The 19,477-nt window shown below is 69.2% G+C and carries 17 protein-coding genes; 6 read left to right on the top strand and 11 right to left on the bottom strand.

Annotated elements, in window-relative coordinates; genetic code table 11:
- The 6 genes from trpCF to A605_RS14125 all read right to left on the bottom strand — a co-directional run bounded on the left by trpCF (window position 1) and on the right by A605_RS14125 (window position 6,398).
- Window positions 1-1,458: a bifunctional indole-3-glycerol-phosphate synthase TrpC/phosphoribosylanthranilate isomerase TrpF gene (gene trpCF, locus A605_RS14150; protein ID WP_015402195.1), complete on the bottom strand. Its 1,458-nt coding sequence runs from the start codon at window positions 1,456-1,458 to the stop codon at window positions 1-3.
- On the bottom strand, window positions 1,448-2,476 hold the full coding sequence (gene trpD, locus A605_RS14145; RefSeq protein WP_015402194.1) for an anthranilate phosphoribosyltransferase: 1,029 nt from the start codon (window positions 2,474-2,476) through the stop codon (window positions 1,448-1,450). The genes trpCF and trpD overlap by 11 nt, the downstream gene beginning before the upstream one ends.
- Window positions 2,473-3,129, bottom strand: coding sequence for an anthranilate synthase component II (locus tag A605_RS14140; RefSeq protein ID WP_015402193.1), 657 nt, complete (start codon window positions 3,127-3,129; stop codon window positions 2,473-2,475). Before A605_RS14140 ends, trpD begins: the two co-directional genes overlap by 4 nt.
- Window positions 3,126-4,715: an anthranilate synthase component 1 gene (locus tag A605_RS14135; protein ID WP_015402192.1), complete on the bottom strand. Its 1,590-nt coding sequence runs from the start codon at window positions 4,713-4,715 to the stop codon at window positions 3,126-3,128. The genes A605_RS14140 and A605_RS14135 overlap by 4 nt, the downstream gene beginning before the upstream one ends.
- 347 nt (window positions 4,716-5,062) lie before the next feature.
- Window positions 5,063-5,806, bottom strand: a complete 744-nt coding sequence (locus A605_RS14130; protein WP_015402191.1) for an MBL fold metallo-hydrolase — start codon at window positions 5,804-5,806, stop codon at window positions 5,063-5,065.
- Window positions 5,807-5,936: 130 nt separating this feature from the next.
- Window positions 5,937-6,398, bottom strand: a complete 462-nt coding sequence (locus tag A605_RS14125; RefSeq protein WP_015402190.1) for an SdpI family protein — start codon at window positions 6,396-6,398, stop codon at window positions 5,937-5,939.
- A gap of 148 nt (window positions 6,399-6,546) precedes the next feature.
- On the opposite strand from A605_RS14125, the gene A605_RS14120 reads away from it, so the two are divergent.
- The 3 genes from A605_RS14120 (at window position 6,547) to A605_RS14110 (ending at window position 10,193) form a co-directional block, all read left to right on the top strand.
- The gene (locus A605_RS14120) at window positions 6,547-8,397 is read left to right on the top strand and encodes a SulP family inorganic anion transporter (RefSeq protein ID WP_015402189.1); all 1,851 of its coding nucleotides are present in this window, start codon (window positions 6,547-6,549) and stop codon (window positions 8,395-8,397) included.
- Between the two features lie 109 nt (window positions 8,398-8,506).
- Window positions 8,507-9,748: a dicarboxylate/amino acid:cation symporter gene (locus A605_RS14115; protein ID WP_015402188.1), complete on the top strand. Its 1,242-nt coding sequence runs from the start codon at window positions 8,507-8,509 to the stop codon at window positions 9,746-9,748.
- A gap of 109 nt (window positions 9,749-9,857) precedes the next feature.
- Window positions 9,858-10,193, top strand: coding sequence for a Rieske (2Fe-2S) protein (locus A605_RS14110; RefSeq protein WP_015402187.1), 336 nt, complete (start codon window positions 9,858-9,860; stop codon window positions 10,191-10,193).
- A gap of 24 nt (window positions 10,194-10,217) precedes the next feature.
- Here A605_RS14110 and A605_RS14105 read toward each other — a convergent pair whose 3' ends face one another.
- Together A605_RS14105 and A605_RS14100 are read right to left on the bottom strand one after the other, a co-directional pair.
- Window positions 10,218-10,664, bottom strand: coding sequence for a YbaN family protein (locus A605_RS14105; RefSeq protein WP_015402186.1), 447 nt, complete (start codon window positions 10,662-10,664; stop codon window positions 10,218-10,220).
- 52 nt (window positions 10,665-10,716) lie between these two features.
- On the bottom strand, window positions 10,717-11,655 hold the full coding sequence (locus A605_RS14100; protein WP_015402185.1) for an AraC-like ligand-binding domain-containing protein: 939 nt from the start codon (window positions 11,653-11,655) through the stop codon (window positions 10,717-10,719).
- A 144-nt stretch (window positions 11,656-11,799) separates the two neighbouring features.
- Here A605_RS14100 and A605_RS14095 point away from each other — a divergent pair, with 144 nt between their 5' ends.
- A complete protein-coding gene (locus A605_RS14095) occupies window positions 11,800-13,230 on the top strand; it encodes an aldehyde dehydrogenase family protein (RefSeq protein WP_015402184.1) in 1,431 nt (476 codons plus the stop codon).
- A gap of 121 nt (window positions 13,231-13,351) precedes the next feature.
- Window positions 13,352-13,543 carry a DUF4177 domain-containing protein gene (locus A605_RS14090; protein ID WP_015402183.1) on the top strand — a complete coding sequence of 64 codons (192 nt, stop codon included), beginning with the start codon at window positions 13,352-13,354 and terminating at the stop codon, window positions 13,541-13,543.
- A gap of 38 nt (window positions 13,544-13,581) precedes the next feature.
- Here A605_RS14090 and A605_RS14085 read toward each other — a convergent pair whose 3' ends face one another.
- The gene (locus A605_RS14085; protein ID WP_015402182.1) at window positions 13,582-15,165 is read right to left on the bottom strand and encodes a GMC family oxidoreductase; all 1,584 of its coding nucleotides are present in this window, start codon (window positions 15,163-15,165) and stop codon (window positions 13,582-13,584) included.
- A gap of 346 nt (window positions 15,166-15,511) precedes the next feature.
- Between A605_RS14085 and A605_RS14080 the strand changes: the two genes are divergently transcribed.
- Complete coding sequence (locus A605_RS14080) at window positions 15,512-16,861, top strand: MFS transporter (protein ID WP_015402180.1); 1,350 nt, start codon at window positions 15,512-15,514, stop codon at window positions 16,859-16,861.
- Window positions 16,862-16,919: 58 nt separating this feature from the next.
- Here the strand turns inward: A605_RS14080 and A605_RS14075 are convergent, their stop codons facing one another.
- Both A605_RS14075 and A605_RS14070 read right to left on the bottom strand, forming a co-directional pair.
- Window positions 16,920-17,567 (bottom strand): MOSC domain-containing protein, encoded by a 648-nt coding sequence (locus A605_RS14075; RefSeq protein WP_027004378.1) that lies wholly within the window; start codon window positions 17,565-17,567, stop codon window positions 16,920-16,922.
- Between the two features lie 158 nt (window positions 17,568-17,725).
- A complete protein-coding gene (locus A605_RS14070) occupies window positions 17,726-19,399 on the bottom strand; it encodes an alpha-keto acid decarboxylase family protein (RefSeq protein WP_015402178.1) in 1,674 nt (557 codons plus the stop codon).
- Between the last annotated feature and the right edge of the window lie 78 nt (window positions 19,400-19,477).

Raw genomic sequence — 19,477 nt, 5'->3', positions numbered from 1 at the left:
TCAGAGGTCGGATTCCGGGTAGCTGAATGTGCGGACGGTGGAGAAGACGCGGCGGATGGCGCCGGCGTCCTTGCGGCCGGCCCACTCTCCCGCCGTCGCCGGGTACTCCACGCCGGAGTTGAGGTCGAGACCCGCGCAGCCGACGGCGAGTGCGTCGGCGGCGTTGTCCGGGCCCAGCCCGCCGGCGAGCAGGGAGTGCCGCTTGACGACGTCCGGGACGACTCCCCAGTCGAAGCTGGTTCCGGTGCCGCCCTCCCCGGCGTCGAGGACGAGCCGGTCCACGGTGCCGTCGGCGGCAAGCGCCTCGGCGATGGCCGGTCCGTGCTCCTTCGTCATGGACACCGCGCGCCACACCTCGACGCCCTCGGGCACCTCGGCGCGCACGGCCTGGACGAGATCGAGCTCGGCGTCGACCGAACCCTGGTACGGGGCGTGGACCTGGACGGCGCCGACGCCGTCGAGGAGCAGCTCCGCATAACCGGAGGCGCGCCGGGAGACGGCGACGTAGGTCAGGCCGGGCTCGTTCGCGATGATCTCCGTTGCGGTTTCACGTGAAACATCGCGCGGGGAGGCCTCCTCGAAGACCAGCCCGCCGTAGACGGCACCCGCAGACCGGGCGGCCTGCGCGGCCGTCGCGGTGGTCAGGCCGCAGACCTTGTTGGTGCCGTGGACGAGCTCGCGGGCGGCGCGCTCAATATCCGGCTGGCTGGTCAGCTGCGAGCCGACGAGGAAGCCGTTGGAGTGACCGCCGAGCCGGCGGACGGTCTCGTTGTCGCGGATGCCGGATTCGGAGACGACCACGCGGTCGGCCGGGATGAGCTCGGCCAGGCGGCCGGAGCGGGACAGGTCGATCGAGAGGTCGTGGAGGTTGCGGTGGTTGACGCCGATGATCTTCGCGTCCAGCCGCAGCGCGCGCTCGACCTCGTCTTCGTCGATGACCTCGGTGAGGACGTCGAGCCCGAAGCGTCCGGCCTCCGCGGCGAGTGCCGCGTACTCCTCATCGTCCAGAACGGAGAGCATGAGCAGAATCGCGTCGGCGCCGTAGTAGCGGGCGGCGTGGATCTGGACCTCGTCGACGATGAAGTCCTTGCACAGCACCGGCAGGTGCGTCGAGGACGCGACGGTGGCCAGGTGGTCGTAGTCGCCACCGAAGCGGTCCGGCTCGCAGAGCACGGAGATGCCGGCGGCGAAGCGGGAGTAGATCTTGGCGATCTCGCCGGGTTCGTAGTGCTCGCGGATCATCCCCAGCGAGGGCGAGGAGGACTTGCACTCCATGATGAAGCGGTTGAGCCCGCGGCCGCCCCCGGGCTCTCCTCCCCCGAGGGAGGTGTAGAGCGAGCGTTCCGATGTCGGCAGCGCCGCGACGTCCACGTGCGCGATGCGTGCGCGGATCTCGGCCAGGTGGCCGCGGCGGCCCTCGACGATGCCTTCCAGAACAGTGGGCAGCTTATGCGCCATAGTCAGTCTCCTCGTGCTTCTTCAACCAGGCGGCGACGGTGCCGTCCGCGATCAGCTTCAGCGCCAGTTCCGTGCCCTCGCGCAGCGAGTCCGCCTTGGACTTCAGGTAGAACATCGCGCCGGCGTTGACGGCCACGGCGTCGCGGTGGGCGGTGGGCCCGGTGCCGTCGAAGATGGCGCGCATGTGGCGGGCGTTCTCCTCGCCGTCGCCGCCGACGAGCTCCGCCAGTTCGCAGGTGCTCACCCCGAGCTCCTCCGGGGTGACCTCGTAGTGGATGATCTCCCCGTCCTCGGTCAGCTCCCACACCTGCGTGGTGCCGTGGACGGCGATCTCGTCGGTGCCCGCGCCGTGGACGACGAGCGCGCGGGTGCGGCCGAGCTCCTGCATGACCTCGGCGATCAACTGGCCCTGCTCCGGATTGGCCACGCCCATGATCTGGAACTCGGGGCGCACGGGGCTGAGCAGCGGGCCGAGCACGTTGAAGATGGTGGGGATCTTCAGTGCCTTGCGCACGGGCTGGGCGTGGGCCACGGCCGGATTGTAGGCCGGGGCGAACAGGAAGGTAAAGCCCGAGTTCTCCACCCACTTCACGGCACGGTCAACGTCCAGGTCCAGGGGGATGTTCAGCGCCTCGAGCACGTCCGCCGAGCCCGACCTGGAGCTGACGGAGCGGTTGCCGTGCTTGATCACGGTGCAGCCACCCGCGGCGGCCACCAGGGAGGCGCCGGTGGTGATGTTGATGGTGTTGGCGCCGTCACCCCCGGTGCCGGCGGTGTCCATCACGCCCTCCCCCTCGTAGGGGAAGGGGCGGCCCGCGGAGATGAAGGCCTTCGCGGCGCCGGCGATGTCGGCGAAGGTCTCCCCGCGGGTGCGGATGGTGGCCAGCAGCGCGGCGATGTGCACGTCGTCGTAGGCGCCGATGGTCATCGGGGTGAAGACCTCCACGGCCTCCTCGAGCGTCGGATTCGGGTTGTCGAGGTACCGCGACAGCACGGCGAGATTATCGGGACTGGTCATGACGCATCCGCTCCTTTTGTGGAATTATTCAATAATTGCTGCGCCCCACGGTCCAGAATCAGCGGGCCGCTGGGACTGAGCACCGACTCGGGGTGGAACTGCAGGCCGAGCGCCAGACCGTCGCGGGTCCGCGCGGCCATCACCACCTCCCCGATCTCGGAGTCACAGGTGGCCAGCACCTCCAGCTCAGCGGGCACCTGACGGCAGCCCAGCGAGTGGTAGCGGGCCACCGGCACCAGGTGCCCGACCACGCCGGGCAGATCCGGGCCGCTGTCCACCGCCAGGCCGTCGAAGACGGGGCTGTCGACGCCGGCGTCGGTCAGCCGCATGAGATCCGAGGTGCCGTGCACCGGGCCGCAGGGTTCGACCGTGCCGCCGAAGTGCTCCAGCAGCGCCTGGAAACCCAGGCAGATGCCGAGGATCGGCACCTCGCCCAGCGCGGCGTCGATGAGCGCCATGAGGTGGCCGGCCTCGCGCGGGTGCCCGGGGCCGGGCGACAGGCAGATCAGATCCGGCTGCGCGGCCAGCACCTCCTCGACACCGACGGTGTTGCGGAAGACGGTGCAGCGGTAACCGGCGACCGCGAAGGCGTCGACGAGGTTGTAGACGAAGGAATCGTGGTTGTCGATCAGCACGATGTGCGGGTTGGTCACCGGACCACCTCCAGGGCCGAGTCCGCGGCGAGCGCGATGGCGTTGAGCACGGCGTACGCCTTGTGCAGGGTCTCATCGGCCTCGGCCTGCGGGTTCGAGTCACGCACCACACCCGCCCCGGCCTGCACGGCCGCCACTCCCCCACTCACGTAGGCCGAGCGGATGATGATGCAGTTGTCCATGTCCCCGTTGCCGCGGATGTAGCCGACCGCTCCCCCGTAGGAGCCGCGGCGGCGCTTCTCGACGCCGCGCAGCAGCTCCATCGCGCGCAGCTTCGGCGCCCCCGTCAGCGTGCCCATGTTCATGCAGGCGCGGTAGGCGTCCAGGGCGTCGAGATCCGGGTGCAGCTCCGCGGTGACCCGGGAGACCAGGTGCATCACGCGCGAGTAGCGGTCCACCTGCAGCAGATCGGCCACGCGCCGGGTGGCGGGCACGGCGACGCGGGCAAGGTCATTGCGGGCCAGATCCACGAGCATGGTGTGCTCGGCGATCTCCTTGGCGTCGGTGCGCAGCTCGAGTTCCAGGCGGATATCCAGCTCCGGGCTGACCGTGCCGTCCGGGTTCAGCCCGCGTGGGCGGGTGCCGGCGATCGGGTACAGCTGCACCTCGCGCGTGGCGGCGTCGAATTTCAGGTTCGACTCCGGGGAGGCGCCGAACAGCTCGTAGGGCCTGCCCTCGGTGTCCAGCCCGCGGACGTAGAACATGTACGGGCTGGGGTTGGTCTCGCGCAGCTGGCGGTAGGCGGCGAAGGCGTCCGGACAGGGCGCGGTGAAGGTGCGCGCCGGGACGACCTGGTAGATGTCGCCGTTGCGGATGTGCTCCTTCAGGTCGGTGACCTGGGCGCGGAACTCATCGTCCGGGATGTCCGCGGTGACAGTCAGCGTGTCCCCGTCGTGCTCGGTGACCCGGTAGGCGTGCTCGGTGTCCGGCTCGGCGGCGTCGATGGTCGCCGCCAGGTGCTTCAGCTCGGTCTCCAGCGCCGCGGTCTCCGCCTCGTCCGCCCCCACGGCCGTCAGCTTCGCGGACCTGGTCTCGTGGTTGATCGTCAGCACGATCTCGGCGAGCAGGAACTGGTAGTCCGGGTAGGTGTTGGCGGAAGCGCCCACCTCGGGCAGGACCTCGAAGGTCTCCAGGTAGTCGAAGGCCATGCCGCCGGCGAGGAAGGGCAGGGTGTCGCCGTCGTCGTGGTAGCCGGCCTCCAGCTGCAGGCGGCGCAGCGGCTCGATGGTGCTGGTGGCCAGGAGACGTTCGCGCTCGTCCGCGGCACCGGACGGCGGGAAGTCGAAGGCGAGCTGATCGCCGTCTCCGCTGTCGACGACGTGCCCGGCGAGCTGCCCGCGCAGCCGCTCGGCGAAGAGCTCGCCGGAGCGGGTCAGCGGCTCGGCCGTGACCACGGTGCCGCGGCAGGTCAACCGCAGCGCGCCGCGCAGCACCGCCACCGAGGAGATGCCGCTGCGGGTGGTGATGTCCGCGCTCTCCAGGAGCACGGCGTCGTCAATGGCCGTGCCGCCGATGTGCGCGAAGAGACCGGAGGCGTCCTCGTGGTAGCGGACCGGGATGGTCAGGACGCGTGGATCAAAGCTCATGGCAGGCACCTGCCGTGTCTGCCGGTGGTGGTGCTCATCGGGTGGGACCTCCTGGAGTGGTGGGTGATCGACGGGGACTTCTCCGAGCTGCTGCTTCTTTCAAGCGGCGCCCTTCCCGTCACAGACTCTCAGGGGGTGGAACCACGAAGGGCCCGCCGCTTGGCTGAAGCGTGCGAGCCCTTGATTTCAGGTGCTGTCAGGTGTGCAACATCGTGGCTCGCTCAGCTGGCGCGCCACCACCACTGCCGGTGGTCGATAAGACAGATGCTGTACATGTCTGGTCACTTTAGCACCGGGTCGTGAACTCCGCGCGGTGATCCCCCCGACGGAGCACCCGCTGGCGTGGTTCAGGCCATGCCGTTGCGGCGGGCCACCTCGACGGCGCGGCCGGCACCGCGGGTCCAGGGGTTCCCGTGGCCGGGCAGGACGTTCCGGGCCTCGGTCGCCGCGATCGCGTCGAGCGAGGACAGCGCCTGGGCCTCGTCGGCCGTCGCCGCCCCGGCGACGAGCCGCGGACCGGTGAAGGCGGTGTAGGGATCCAGGGTCACCAGGGCGTCGCCGGTGATCACTGCGTCGCGGCCCGGCAGGTGCAGGGCCACGTGCCCGTAGGTGTGGCCCGGGGTGGCGATCACCTTCGGGCGGCCGGGCACGGCGAGTTCGGTGTCCACGGTCAGGGGCTGCACCTCCTGGACGCCGCGGACGAACGCCGCTCCGGCCAGCACCATCGAGCCCAGCACCGGCAGGGCCCGCGGGTGCTTCAGCGGGTACAGGGCGATGGGGTTCTCGTGGGCGTAGCGGAAGGGGTGGGCGGCCAGCTCGTGGTCCTCACTGTGGGCGTGGACCGGCAGCCCGAGCTGCCTGACCAGGCGGCGGGCCATGCCGACATGGTCGAAGTGGGCGTGGGTGAGCACGAGGGTGCGGATGTCCTCCAGGCGGTGGCCGAGGGTGTTGACCCCGTCCTCCAGTTCACTCCACGTGCCGGGGAGGCCGGCGTCGACGAGTGTGAGGCCGTCGTCGTCCTCGAGCAGCCAGCAGTTGACGTTGGCGTGCTGGATGAGGTGCACGCCTTCTGCGACATCGGTGATCAGCATGGGAACCTCCGTGGTACTCCGTCGGGCCGGGGTGCGTGCCACCACACTACTGATCCGGGGGACGAAAAGCCGGGCCCTCCCGTGCCGGTTCATGCGGCGGGGAGGGCCCGGTGTGGCGGGGGGTGGGGCGCTACTTCTTCTCGGAGGAGTCGAGGGCCTTGCGCAGGGCCTCGAAGTCGACCTCGGGGGCGGGTCCGGCGTGTCCGCCGCAGCCGCAGGAACCGCCGTCGCCGCAGGAGGAGCAGCCGTCGTCCTGGTTCCGGGCGTCCAGGATGGAGACGGCACGGGCGCCCGTGCCTGCGCCCATGCCCAGCAGCACCACGGCCGCCAGCACCAGCAGGACCACGATGAGCCACATCCATCCCGTGGCGGTGAAGGCGAGGACCGAGCTCAGCAGCAGGGAGACACCGCCGACGACCCACAGCGGTCCGGCGACCCCGTGGGCGGCGTCCCACAGTTCCCGGGATTTGCGGACCTCGGGGACGCGGATACCGATGATCCCGTTGCCGGGGAGTTTCCGGGACCACGCGAGACCACCCAGGATCAGGAGGGCTGCGGCCAGCACGAGGAGAATTACGCCGATCACCATCATGTTCCTCACTTTATCCCCGAATCGGCCCAGTACTGAATCCGTCCCGGCCCTCCCCGCCAACACCCGCCCACCCGGTGGGCGGTAACGCTTCGGGCACGACTGGAACGAAAAGGCCTCTTCCGCCGGTGACTCCGGTACATCATGGGGCATGAGCCCCGCTCCCCTGCCCCGCTGGCTGCTGCCGACGCTGCGCGGAGCCCGGGAGACCCTGGGCACCGATCTGGTCGTCGGTCTGACCCTGGCCGCCATCGCCCTGCCCGGCTCCATGGCCGCCGCGCAACTGGTCGGCGTCTCCCCCACCCTCGGGCTGACGGGGCTGCTGGTCGGCGTGATCGTCTTCGCCCTGGTGGGCGGCCACCGCATCCTTTCCGTCGGACCGGACTCCACCATCGCCCCGTTGCTGGCCGGCGGGGCGGCGGCCGCCGCCGTGGGGACGGGCGCGGGTGGGAACGCGGGCGTCGACCGCGGGGCGCTGCTGCTGTTGAGCCTGATGGTCGCGGCGCTGCTCATCCTCATCGGCCTGATGCGCGGCGGGTGGATCACCCAGTTCCTCTCCCGCCCGGTGACCGTCGGCCTGCTCGCGGGCGTCGGCGTCAGCATCATCGTCACCCAACTCAGCACCGCCCTCGGCATGCCCGAGACCACCGGCGCGGTGCCGGAGCAGGCGCGGCAGCTGGCCACCGGCCTCGACGAGGTCAACCCCTACGCGGCGGCGCTCAGCGTCACCGTGCTGACGGTCACGGTGGTCACCGTGATGATCAGCCCGCGCCTGCCCGGTGCGCTCCTCGGCCTGGCCGTCGCCGCGGGCGCCACGGCGGCCTTCGGACTCACCGATCACGGGGTGGCGACCCTGGATGAGGTCGGTCCGGTGTGGTCGCTGCCTGACGTCCGCGCCGTCCCCTGGTCCGCCGTGCCTGAGCTGCTGACCCCGGCGCTGGTCATCGTCGTGCTCGTCACCGTGCAGACCGGTGCCACGGAGGCCGCGACGCGGCAGGGCCGGACGACCCTGGACCGCGATCTCGGGGTGATCGGCGTGGCCTCGGCGGCCTCGGCGGTGGTCGGTTCCTTCGCACTCAACGCCTCCCCGCCGCGCACCCGCCTGGTGCAGGACGCCCGGGGCCGCAGCCAGGTCGTCGGGCTGACGGCGGGGCTGGTCGTGCTCGCCGTGCTGTTCCTCGGCTCCGGGCTGCTGCCGCTGCTGCCCCACGCCGCCCTGGCCGCGGTGCTGCTGCAGATCGCGGCCTCGCTGATCCGGGTCCGCGAGCTGCGCCGCATCCTGCGCTACAGCCGCCTGGAGTTCGGGGTGGCCGTCGGGACGGTGGTGCTGGTGTGCACGCTCGGTATCGCGGAGGGCGTGGCCGTCGCCGCGTTGGTCACCCTGCTCGACCGCACGCGCCGGGAGGCGCGTCCGCCGGTCTACCGCAAGGGGCTGATGCCGCAGTCCAACCACTGGGTGCCGGTGAACGCGGGCGTCGAAACGCGGCAGGTGCCCGGCGTGCTGGTCTGGTCGGTGGAGGCCCCGATCTGGTACGCGGACGCCGACTACGTCGTCGAGCAGCTGCGCGAGGAACTCAACAGCGGTTCGGGCCCCTATGACGTGGTGGTGCTCGACGGCGCGGCGGTCCCGGACCTGGACTACACCGGTGTTCTCGCGTTGACCACCCTGGTCGACCACCTCGTGGAGGTCGGCACCCCGGTGCTCGTCGCCCGCGCCACCCGCTCCGTGCAGAAGGCGCTGCGCCGCTCCGGCCTCGCAGAGCGGGTGACCGTCCACCCCACCGTCGCCGACGCCGTGAAGGAGGGCGCGGAGATCGCCGGGCTCGAGGCGGAGTTCCGCGCCGCCCGCGGCAAGAAGAAGGATCTGCGCGCCCTCGACGAGGCGGGGCTGGACCGCCGGAGGCTTCTCGACGCCCGCGGCGACGGGGAGGACGCGGATGGTGACGACGGCGACGACGGCGGTGGCGTCAGCGACGACGGTGGGCGCGGGGACGTGCAGTAACGTGACTGCGGTGATCTGGGAGTCGCGGGCCGCCCGCGCGTGACACCCCGACCAGGACAATCATCCGTGGACGTCGGCCACGGGCTCGAACAAGGTGGTGCTCAACTACATGGACTTACGTCGCTTATCATCCTCGCTGCTGTTCCGGATCGTCGTCGCGATCATCCTCGGCGTCATCTGCAGCCTCTTCTTCCCCGAGTGGCTGGCGCGGGTGTTCGTCACGTTCAACAGCCTCTTCGGCAACTTCCTGAATTTCTTCATCCCCGTCCTGATCTTCGCGCTCATCACCCCGGCGATCGCCGGACTGGGCCGCGGGGCCGGAAAGTGGCTGGCGATCACCACGGCGATCGCCTACGGCTCGACGGTCTTCTCCGGTCTGGTGGCCTACGCCGTCGCCCGGGGCCTGTACCCCGCGTTACTGGGTGATGAGCAGGTGGCCGACGACGTCGCGGACGTCGACGAGGGCGCCCTCGCATCGTTCTTCACCATCGAGATGCCGCCGCCCTTCGAGGTCATGACCGCCCTGCTGCTGGCCTTCTGCCTCGGCGTGGCCATGACCGTGGTCAAGTCCGACACGCTCTTCAAGGTCACCCGCGACCTGGAGCGAGTGGTCATGAAGGTGATCTCCGCCTTCGTCATCCCGCTGCTGCCGATCTTCATCTTCGGCACCTTCCTCGGCCTGGGCATGAACGGCAATCTGATCGACACGCTGGTCACCTTCGGCAAGGTCATCATCGTGGCCACGGTCATGACGATCATCCTGCTGCTCATCCAGTTCACCGTCGCCGGCGCCCTCACGGGCCGCAACCCGCTGACCGCGCTGAAGAACATGCTGCCCGCCTACGCCACGGCACTGGGCACCTCCTCGTCGGCCGCGACCATCCCGGTGACCTACGAGGCCGCCCGCAAGAACGGCGTGGAGACCAACGTCGCCGGCTTCGTCATCCCGCTGTGCGCGACCATCCACCTGGGTGGATCCATGATGAAGCTGACGCTCTTCGCCTTCGCCATCGTCGCCATGGCGGGCCTGGAGGTGTCCGTCCCGCTGGCCATCGGCTTCATCCTCATGCTCGGCGTGACGATGATCGCCGCGCCGGGCGTGCCCGGTGGCGCGGTCATGGCGGCCGTCGGCCTGCTCGGCAGCATGCTCGGCTTCGACGAGAGCATGATCGCCCTGATGATCGCCGCCTATATCGCCATCGACTCCTTCGGCACCGCCGCCAATGTCACCGGCGACGGCGCGATTGCCCTGATCATCAACAAGTTCGCCAAGGGCCGCCTCGACATCCGTCGCGATGACGAGGAGGCCTTCGCCGTCCCCGGCGTCTCCACCGACCACACGAGGGACTGACGCCTTCCCGTCGTGGCACCCCGGTTGTGAACCGCAACCGGGGTGCCTTTGTCTTCCCACCGGGCTGAATGTCGTGCCGGACACCGGGGCGGGGCGATAGGCTGAGCGCATGATCGAACATCCCGTCAAGGTCGCGCGGGTCGGGGAGATCGCGCCGGGGAAGGGCGTCGCCGTTCCGCCGGAGGTCTCCGGGCACCCGACGCCGATCGCACTGTTCCACACCGAGGACGGTTTCCGCGCCGTCGACGACACCTGCACCCACCTCGGGGCCTCCCTGGCCAAGGGCGGGGCCGTCGGCGGTGAAGTGGCCTGCTGGCTCCATAACGGGAAATTCTGCCTGGACACCGGCGAGGCCACCCTCTACCCCGCCCGCGCCTCACTGACCACGTTCCCCGTCGAGGTCCGCGGCGATGAGGTGTGGCTGCTGCCGACGACGGGTGACTGAGCGGGGAACACCGCGCTCACGCGCTCATCGGCGGCCGCGGGCCTCCTCCAGGCGCAGCGGCGCGGCGTCGGCGAGCGGTGCTGCCCCGGAGTCGATGAGCGACTGCGGAGCCTTCTCCGGCTGCGGCCGGAGACGGATGAGGTGGATGCTCACCAGGCCCGCGATGACCGGCAGGATGATGGTGGTGGCCGGCGTGCCGAGCAGCCACACCGAGACGGCGATGCCGAACCACAGTGCCGACAGGGTGCGCACCTTGTGGCGGGGCGTCATCGCGCGGTGGTAGTAGTTCGAGATGTAGGTGCCGAAGACCCGGTGATTGACCAGGTAGTTGTGCAGCCGGTTGGAACTGCGGCCGAAGCAGAACGCCGCCAACAGCAGGAACGGGGTGGTGGGCAGCACCGGCAGCATGATCCCCGCCGCCCCGAGGGCAAGGCTGAGCGAGCCGACGGCGATGAGGACGGGCTTGAGCATGCCCTTAATTATACGATGAAAGTCGGGTTAAAAACAGTGGCTGCGGAGGGCCTCAGCGGCCTGCCAGCGCTCTCGCGCGGTAGGCGCTCGGGGACTCGCCGAACTCGGAGCGGAACACCCGGGAGACATGGGAGGCGTCCGGGAGACCGTGGCGGGCGCCGATGGTCTGGATGGAGTCGTCGGCCATCAGCGGATCGGCGAGATCCCGGCGGATGAGCTCCAGCCGACGGCCGCGGATATACGCACTGACGGTCAGCCCGCTGGCCGAGAACTGTGAGTGCAGGTGCCGCACGGAGACGAAGAGGGCCTCGGCCACCGTCCTGGGGCCCAGCTCCATGTCGGCCAGGTTCGCGTCGATATAGGCGATGGCCTGGTGGAAGAGCATGTCGGCCGCGGATGGCTCGGTGGGGTGCGTGAGTTCCGCGGACAGAACGGTGACCAGCATGTCCAGTGCGGAGCGCAGCAGAGAGCTCGCGTGGGGGCCGTTGAGCACATCGAAATTCATGGCCAGCTGCTCGAACAGCGGAATCATCACCCGGCCGAGTCCTTCGTCGCCCGAGATCCGGGTGGCGGTGAGCCGGCTGATCTGGTCGGGGGTCAGGTGGACGAAGCTCTGGGGGAAGTGCACCACGAGAGTGTGCTGGGGGGCGGGGTAATGCAGCTGGTAGGGGCGCTGGGTGACGTAGAGGGCGAGGTCGCCCGGCCGGAGAGCGCACTGCCGTCCGTCCTGGCTCAGAATGGATTCCCCCGCCAGTTGAAGGCTGAGTTTGCAGTAGGGGACTCCGTCACGGGGGATCGCGGCGGCGAGGCGATCCACGGTGTGGGCGGGTGTCTTCATGTCGAACAGGGAGACCTCCCCCACCGTGACCACGCGCAGGTCCGCGCGAAAGGTGGCGGCGTCGGCGGCGTTGACCTGCAGTGGGCCGAAGGGGGACGTGACCGCTGCCCGCCATTCGGGCAGGGACAGCGCTGACTGCGTGGACGGGGACATGTTTCCTCCCGGGTCTCGTCTGCCGGATGAATATTCACTACCTGTCGATCATCACACTGGACGGCAAGTGGTGTGCACGATTCTCCAAGCGGGGAAACTGTGTTCAGGGACACAATGGGTGAACCGTACCCCCAAGGAGGAACCATGACCCAGGCAACGCTCCAGACGTCCACCACGGCGGAAGAACTTCTCGCGGCCGTCGAGGCCGCCGACAACGGCCGCGATATTCTCAACCCGGCCACCGGCGAGCTGGTCGGCCGCGCCCCGGCCCACACCGTCGCCGACCTCGAGACCGCGGTACAGCGCGCCGTCGACAGTCAGCAGGGGTGGGGCGCGCTGAGCGACGAGGAGCGCTGCGACCGCCTGATGAAGGCCGCCGATGCCGTGGAGGCCGCCGCCGAGCCGCTCGCGCAGCTGTTGTCGCGTGAGCAGGGCAAGCCGCTCAACGGCCCGAACGCCCGTTTCGAGGTCGGGGCCTGCTCGGCCTGGCTGCGGGCCACCGCCTCCTTCGAGCTGAACGAGGAGACCCTGGTCGACGACGGCGAGACCCACGCCGTGATCAACTACCGGCCGATCGGCGTCGTCGGCGCCATCGGACCATGGAACTGGCCGATGATGATCACCATCTGGCAGATCGCCCCCGCCCTGCGGATGGGCAACGCAGTCGTCGTCAAGCCGTCCGAGTACACCCCGCTGAGCGTCCTGGCACTCGTGCACGTGATCAACACCGTGCTTCCCGACGGCGTGCTGAACGTCGTCTCCGGCGAGGGCGACGTCGGTGCCGCGCTGAGCACGCACGAGGCGGTCGGCAAGATCATGTTCACCGGCTCCACCACCACCGGCAAGAAGATCATCGAGGCCTCCGCGGGCACTGTCAAGCGCCTCACGCTCGAGCTCGGCGGCAATGACGCCGGCATCGTCCTCGACGACGCCGACCCGAAGGCCATCGCCGAGGACCTGTTCTGGGGCGCATTCATCAACACCGGCCAGACCTGTGCCGCGCTCAAGCGGCTCTACGTCCCGGACGCCATCTACGACGAGGTGTGCGCCGCGCTCGTGGAGGTCGCCGAGCAGATGCCCATGGGCGTCGGCCTGGAGGAGCAGAACGTGCTGGGACCGCTGCAGAACAAGGCGCAGTTCGACATCGTCGACCGCCTGGTGAACGCCGCGAAGGCCTCCGGTGCCCGCGTGCTCACCAGTGGCGAGCCGGACTACGACGCGCCGGGCTACTTCTACCCCACCACCCTGGTCGCCGACATCGACCCGGACAACCCGTTGGTCGTCGAGGAGCAGTTCGGCCCCGCCCTGCCGATCATCCGCTACACCGACCTCGACGAGGCCATCGCGCAGGCCAATGCGCTGGATGTCGGCCTCGGATCCTCGGTCTGGTCGTCCGACCGTGACCGGGCCCGCGAGGTGGCCGCCCGTATCCAGGCCGGCACCGTGTGGATAAACAAGCACGGCGGCGTCGATCCGCGCATCCCCTTCGGCGGCATCAAGGGCTCCGGCTACGGGCTCGAGTTCGGCGTCGAGGGCCTGAAGGCGCTCGGCGTGCCGCAGGTCATCAGCGGGTAGGCGCTCCCCCGCGGAACCCGGTCCCGTACGACGACTCGATCGTCGCCCGGGACCGGGTTCATTTGCGCGGGAAAACCGGAAAGGGCGACCCGTCAGGCCGTGAGGACCTATCTTGGGGTCCATGGAATACAAGGTCGTGGAAGTTCGGGAAGGCTGGTTCGGCGACAAGATGTCCGGCGGCAAGCTCGAGAAGATACTGAATGAGCACGCCCGGGAGGGCTGGCGCTACAAGTCGATGACCAATGTCAGCGTCAAGGGCCGGATCGGGCCCGGCGGCGTCGACGGCCTGGTCATCGTCTTCGAGCGGGGGTAGCCGGAGGGGTCGGGAACCTTCCGGAAAGGCCGGACGGTTCACACGCTCGCGCCGACGGCCTCCCCGGCGACTTCGTCCACGGCTTCATCGACGACCGCCCCGACGAGCTCATCGGTGATGAAGCTGGCTGCGCGCTCGGCGATCATGATGGTCGGGGCGTTGGTGTTCCCGGTGGTGACCAGCGGCATCACCGAGGCATCGGCGACGCGCAGGCCCGTCATCCCGTGCACCTTGAGGCTGCGCGGGTCCACGACGGCTGCAGTGTCCACGCCCATCCGGCAGGTGCCCACCTGGTGGTGGTAGGTGATGACGCTGCGGCGCACGTAATCCTCGAGGTCATCATCCGACACCTCCGGGCCCGGGTAGATCTCCTGCACGCCCCACTCCTCGAGGGCCCGGGCACGGGCGAGCTCGCGGCACTGCCGGACGGAGGCGACCAGGGAGCGGACGTCCTCCTCGGCGGACAGGGTGCCCAGATCGATGTTGATGGGGTCCTCCGGGTTCGGTCCCGAGAGGGTGACCGAGCCGCGGCTGGCCGGCCGGACGATGCCGCCCATGAGGGTGAATCCGTTCTCCGGCCCCTCCATCCAGTCCCGGTCGTACATCGGGATGGAGAAATGGATGGGCTGCGTGTCCGGAACGGGAAGTTCCGGGCGGCTCTTCCAGAACAGGTGTGTCTCGGCGGGGGCGACCTCCGGGGCCGGGACGGGCTTGTCGGTGGTGGTGCAGATGACCGGGGAGAGGAAGTGGTCGTGGAGGTTCTTGCCCACGCCCGGCAGGTCCAGGACCGGCTCCACGCCCACCTCGCGGAGCTCCTCGGCCGGGCCGATGCCGGAACGGAGCAGCAGCTCCGGCGAGTTGAGGGCGCCGGTGGCCAGGATGGTCTCCCGGGCGAAGGCCGTCTGCAGCTCGCCGTCCTTCTCGTACTCGACACCGACGACCGTGCCGTCCTCGATCAGCAGTCGGCGTGCGTGCGCGCCGGTGAGCAGGGTGAGGTTGGGGTGGTCGACGACCGGCCTGAGGTAGGCGTGCCAGGTGTTGAAGCGCCTGTCATCGCGCAGGTTGAGCTGCATCTGAGATACGCCCTCGGGGTCGCCGCTGTTGTAATCCTCGTTGAGCTCGATTCCGATCTCCTGCGCCGCCTCGAGGATGTCCTCCTGAATGGGGTTGGTCGGGTAGCTCTTCCTCACGTCCAGCGGCCCCGAATCACCTCGGGTCTCCGACGCCCCGCCGTCGTAATTCTCGATGGCCTTGAACACCGGCAGGACATCCTCCCAGGACCAGCCTGCGTTACCCAGGTAGGCCCAGGTGTCGTAGTCCTGCCGTGCACCGCGCACCCAGATGGTTGCGTTCAAGGCGTGGGAACCACCCAGGACCTTGCCGCGCGGCAGGTGCAGTCGCCGTCCCGCCGCATGCGGCTGCTCCGTCGTGTAGTAGTTCCAGTCCTCGGGACCGTGCCACAGTGCGCCCAACGTGTGCACGGTGGAGATCGCGGGATTGAGATCGTGGTCCCCCGCCTCGAGCACCGCCACCTTCTGACCGGCGTCGATCAGCCGACGGGCAATGACCGAGCCGGCGGAACCGGCGCCGATGACGATGAAATCCTGTGTGTGGGTAGTCATAACGACCTTTCTCTGGTGTCGCGCATCACCATGAGGGATGGTGCACCAAGTATCTGCCGGGTTCTCAGGTAAAGCTTGGATTTCTGCGCAGACCCACTGGGAAAGGAGTGCAGATTTCGGCCCGCTGCCTCCCCCGGTCCGGAGATCCCGGCGCGAAGCTCCTGACACGCCTCAGACCCGCCGATTACTATTCCCCCGACGGCGTATGTGCCCACCCAACTTCGCGGCTACCGCCGTTTCCCACCCCACCATAAACTCCATCAAGGAGCCCGCCATGTCTGTGCCTCCATCCGCCACGACCATCCTGGGCAAGGGAACCAGGTCGAAGGCGGCCAACCAGCGCCGGGTGGCCTTCGCCACCATCGCCGGCACCACTGTCGAGTGGTACGACTTCTTCATTTACGCCCAGGCCGCCGGCCTGGTGTTCACCCACCTCATGTTCGAGCCCGCTGGCGAGCAGATCGGTCTCATGCTCGCCTTCGCCTCCGTGGGCATCAGCTTCCTGTTCCGGCCCCTCGGCGCCTTCCTGGCCGGCCACCTGGGCGACCGGCTCGGGCGCCGGGTCGTCCTGGTCGCGACCCTCCTGCTGATGGGCCTGGCCACCACCCTCATCGGATTCCTGCCCACCTACGAGGCCGTGGGAGTGGCCGCCCCGATCATGCTGGTGCTGCTGCGCATCCTGCAGGGCATTTCCGCCGGCGGCGAATGGGGCGGTGCGGCCCTGATGGCCGTCGAACACGCCCCCGCCCACCGCCGCGGCCTGGCAGGCACCTACCCGCAGCTGGGCGTGCCCCTCGGCATGCTGCTGGCCTCCGGCGTGTTTGCCCTGATGACCGGTGTCATTGCGCCGGGCGACGCCTTCCTCGAGTGGGGTTGGCGCGTTCCCTTCCTCCTTAGCTTCGTACTGGTGCTGATCGGCCACTTCATCCGCCGCTCAGTGGATGAGTCTCCGGTCTTCCGGGAGATCGCGGAACGCAAGGAGCAGGCCTCCGCCCCCGTGGCCAAGCTCTTCCGCTTCCACTGGCCGCTGATCATCGCCGCGGCCTTGCTCTTCGCCGGCAACAACGCCGGTGGCTACATGACCACCGGCGGTTTCATCACCGCGTACGCGTCGGACGCCGACGGTCCCGTCGCGCTCGGCCGCACCGAGGTGCTGCTGGCCGTCACCGTCGCCGCCGCAGTCTGGTTCCTGGCCACGCTGGCAGCCGGCTTCATCTGCGACGCGATCGGCCGCCGCCGGACCTTCCTCATCGGCTACGCCTGGCTGGTGATCATGGCATTCCCGCTGTTCCTGCTGGTCAACACCGGTGACATCATGATGCTGACCCTGGGTCTCAGCCTGTTCTCCGTGGGCCTGGGGCTGACCTACGGCCCTCAGGCCTCCTGGTACGCCGAACTGTTTCCGGCCAATGTCCGCTTCTCGGGCGTGTCCATCTCCTACGCCCTCGGCGCCATTGTCGGCGGCGCGTTCGCCCCGACGATCGCCCAGGCACTGCTCGGCGCCACCGGCACGAGGCTGGCGGTCTCGGCCTACCTGGTGATCATGTTCCTCGTCGGCTCCGTGGCGGCTCTGGTGCTGCAGGACAAGCCGGGACGACCACTCGGCATCGACAGCCAGGAGGATCAGGAGAAGTACGCCGTCCTCCGAGTCTCACCGCGCTACCAGCAACAGGAGAAGGAAGTGGTCGAGGCCTGACCGACGACCGACCTTCTCACGGGCCGCGGCACCTGCACGGTGCCGCGGCCCGTCGGCGTTAACCCGTCAGCCGCACCATCCGCTCGTGGTACATCTGCGGCAGGCACCGCGCCTCGACGATCCGGCGCGCCGCCTCCTTGTCCCCCAGCGCGCCACGGAAGACGGTGAGCATGTCGACGTCGTGGCCCGGGGCGTCGACAAGCACCAGTTCATCGCCGGCCGTGATGGTACCGGGCACGACGACGCGGAAGTAGGCGCCCGTTCGCTCACGGGCGCTGAACCGCTTGACCCAACCGGCTTCGTCCAGCCAGCCGGCGAAGGTGCGGCAGGGCGTGCGCGAGACCGAGACCTCCAGCTCCGCGGTGCCGATCCGGATGCGCTGGTTGATCAGCAGGCGTGACAGGTCGACGCCGCGGGTGGTGAGGTTCTCCCCGAAGGAGCCGTTCGGGAGCGTGCGGCCGAGCTCGCGTTCCCAGTGGTCGAGTTCCTCCCGGGCGAAGGCGTAGACGGCCTTCTGGGCGCCGCCGTGGTGGGCCGAGTCCCCGACGGTATCGCCCACGACGCCGGGACCATCGCCGTAGGACGGCCCGGGCGCGAAGACCTCGAGGGAGGGCGCCGGGCGCTTGTCGATACCACTGACCCGGTCCGCCCCGCCCGGATCGGTCCGGGGGTGGGCGAGGTTGGTGGAGAGGACGAAGGCGGTCACGGAACCCAAGCTTAGACCGGAGTCATTCCTCCGTGGCCTGATCCGCCCGGATCGGGACAGGCCCGGTCCTCCCCGGCTTCGCGAACACCACGACGCCCCGGCCCGGAATCACATCCGGATCGGGGCGCCGTGGTTGAGGCCGGGTCAATACCGCGGCATCAGGGGTTGCGCGGGCCGCGCGGGCCGTAGTCGAAGTCCGCGGTCATCGGACCGAAGGACTGCAGGCCCGCGGGAGCGTCCTCGGGGTCCAGGTGGACCTCCAGGAATGCCCCGGCATCCGAGGCCTCGATGCTGGCCAGCGCCTCCTCCAGCTCGCCCTCGGTGGACGCGGAGTAGGAGACCATGGTGGTGTCGGGGCGGAACACCTTCGGCAGGTCACCGTAGCTCCAGTTCGCCACATCGTTGTACCCGGAGTTCATGCCCAGGATGAAACGCTCGATGGTGTAGCCGCGGTTGTTCACGAGCACGATGATCGGGGCCTGGTCCTCGCGCAGGATCGTCGAGAGCTCCTGGGCGGTCAGCTGGAAGGAGCCGTCACCGATGAACAGGATGTGGCGGCGCTCCGGGGCGGCGAGCTGGCTGCCCAGCAGGGCCGGGAGGGTGAAGCCGATGGATCCCCAGATCGACGAGTTGATGTACCTGCTGTTCGCGGGGAAGGTCTGCGCACCCAGGCCGATATTGGAGGTGCCCGCCTCGGCGATCACCACGTCGTCGGAACGCAGGAAGCGGGAGAACCGCGGCCACATCCGCTCCTGGGTCAGCGGGGAGTCCTCCTGCACGATCCACTCGGGCTGTTCCGGGGCGGGCTCGAGATCTTTGCTGGTGGCCGCGGGAATCCGTTCGAGCAGGATGTCGAGGAGTTCGAGCACGGTGATGCCCACGTAGTGCTCGCCCTGGATGCTCACGTGCTGGTCACCGAAGTCGAGGAGGGCCTCCTCCGGCAGCTGGTGGGTGAACGCGCCGGAGTTGCCCTCGATGAACCGGGGCGTGGTGGTGATCAGGAAGTCCGAGTTTTCGACGGCTTCGCGCACCGCAGGGGACGAGCCTGCGCCGTTGTAGGTGCCCAGGTACAGCGGGTGCTGCTCATTGAGCGTGCCCCGGCCGGAACTCAGGTGCGCATACGGCGTGCGGGTCTTCTCCGCGATGGCCTGCAGGGCGGGGACGAAGCCGTGGCGGTCCGCGTCCAGATCGGCGAGGATCACCGGGCGCTGCGCATTGCCGAACATCTCGAGGATCCGCTCGGCGGCGGATTCCAACCGTTCCGGGTCGCTGGTGGGCAGCGTGGCGTCGAAGGGGGTGTCGGGCACCTCGATGGTCAGGTGGGAGATGTCCGAGGGCAGCTGGATGTGGACGGGGCGCTTCTCCCGGAGGCAGGTGTGCAGAGCGCGGTCGATCTCCTCGACGGCGTTCATGGGCGTGATGCGCACCGCCGCCGCGGTGAACTGCCCGATGCTGGCCAGCATGTCGCTGAAGTTGCCGTCGGCCATCGTGTGGTGCAGCGCGTAGCGGTCCTCGGTGGCGTACAGCGGCGGGGCACCTGCGATGGAGATGAGCGGGACGTGTTCCGCGGCGGCACCGGCGATGCCGTTCAGCGCGCTGAGCTCGCCCACGCCGTAGGTGGTCAGCAGTGCGGACAGCCCACGGGAACGGGCGTAGCCGTCGGCGGCGTAGGCGGCGTTGAGCTCGTTGCAGGTGCCGACGAACCGGATGCCCTCAGCCTCGTCGACCTGCTCCAGGAGGTTGAGGTTGAAATCGCCGGGGACGCCGATGATCTCGGTGATGCCGACCGTCTTGAGCCGGTCGAGCAGAAATTCGCCGATGGTGGTGCGCATTGGGTTACTCCTTGATGGTTGCGTTGGTGGGGTTGGGGTCGCGTGCCGCAGGACCGCGGCACCGGTTGCTGTTCATTA

This window comes from Corynebacterium halotolerans YIM 70093 = DSM 44683 (assembly GCF_000341345.1).
Taxonomy (GTDB): Bacteria; Actinomycetota; Actinomycetes; order Mycobacteriales; family Mycobacteriaceae; genus Corynebacterium; species Corynebacterium halotolerans.
The sequence above is the reverse complement of the archived record's forward strand: the minus strand, read 5'-3'. Positions and strand labels throughout refer to the sequence as shown.

Excerpts from the sequence above, each read along its gene's own strand:
- A605_RS14115 (WP_015402188.1), top strand. The coding sequence starts at position 8,507 with ATGGACTTACGTCGCTTATCATCCTCGCTGCTGTTCCGGATCGTCGTC.
- A605_RS14070 (WP_015402178.1), bottom strand. The coding sequence starts at position 19,399 with ATGCGCACCACCATCGGCGAATTTCTGCTCGACCGGCTCAAGACGGTC.
- A605_RS14110 (WP_015402187.1), top strand. The coding sequence starts at position 9,858 with ATGATCGAACATCCCGTCAAGGTCGCGCGGGTCGGGGAGATCGCGCCG.
- A605_RS14125 (WP_015402190.1), bottom strand. The coding sequence starts at position 6,398 with ATGATGGTGATCGGCGTAATTCTCCTCGTGCTGGCCGCAGCCCTCCTG.
- A605_RS14120 (WP_015402189.1), top strand. The coding sequence starts at position 6,547 with ATGAGCCCCGCTCCCCTGCCCCGCTGGCTGCTGCCGACGCTGCGCGGA.
- A605_RS14090 (WP_015402183.1), top strand. The coding sequence starts at position 13,352 with ATGGAATACAAGGTCGTGGAAGTTCGGGAAGGCTGGTTCGGCGACAAG.
- A605_RS14105 (WP_015402186.1), bottom strand. The coding sequence starts at position 10,664 with ATGCTCAAGCCCGTCCTCATCGCCGTCGGCTCGCTCAGCCTTGCCCTC.
- A605_RS14095 (WP_015402184.1), top strand. The coding sequence starts at position 11,800 with ATGACCCAGGCAACGCTCCAGACGTCCACCACGGCGGAAGAACTTCTC.
- A605_RS14100 (WP_015402185.1), bottom strand. The coding sequence starts at position 11,655 with ATGTCCCCGTCCACGCAGTCAGCGCTGTCCCTGCCCGAATGGCGGGCA.
- trpD (WP_015402194.1), bottom strand. The coding sequence starts at position 2,476 with ATGACCAGTCCCGATAATCTCGCCGTGCTGTCGCGGTACCTCGACAAC.
- trpCF (WP_015402195.1), bottom strand. The coding sequence starts at position 1,458 with ATGGCGCATAAGCTGCCCACTGTTCTGGAAGGCATCGTCGAGGGCCGC.
- A605_RS14130 (WP_015402191.1), bottom strand. The coding sequence starts at position 5,806 with ATGCTGATCACCGATGTCGCAGAAGGCGTGCACCTCATCCAGCACGCC.
- A605_RS14135 (WP_015402192.1), bottom strand. The coding sequence starts at position 4,715 with ATGAGCTTTGATCCACGCGTCCTGACCATCCCGGTCCGCTACCACGAG.
- A605_RS14085 (WP_015402182.1), bottom strand. The coding sequence starts at position 15,165 with ATGACTACCCACACACAGGATTTCATCGTCATCGGCGCCGGTTCCGCC.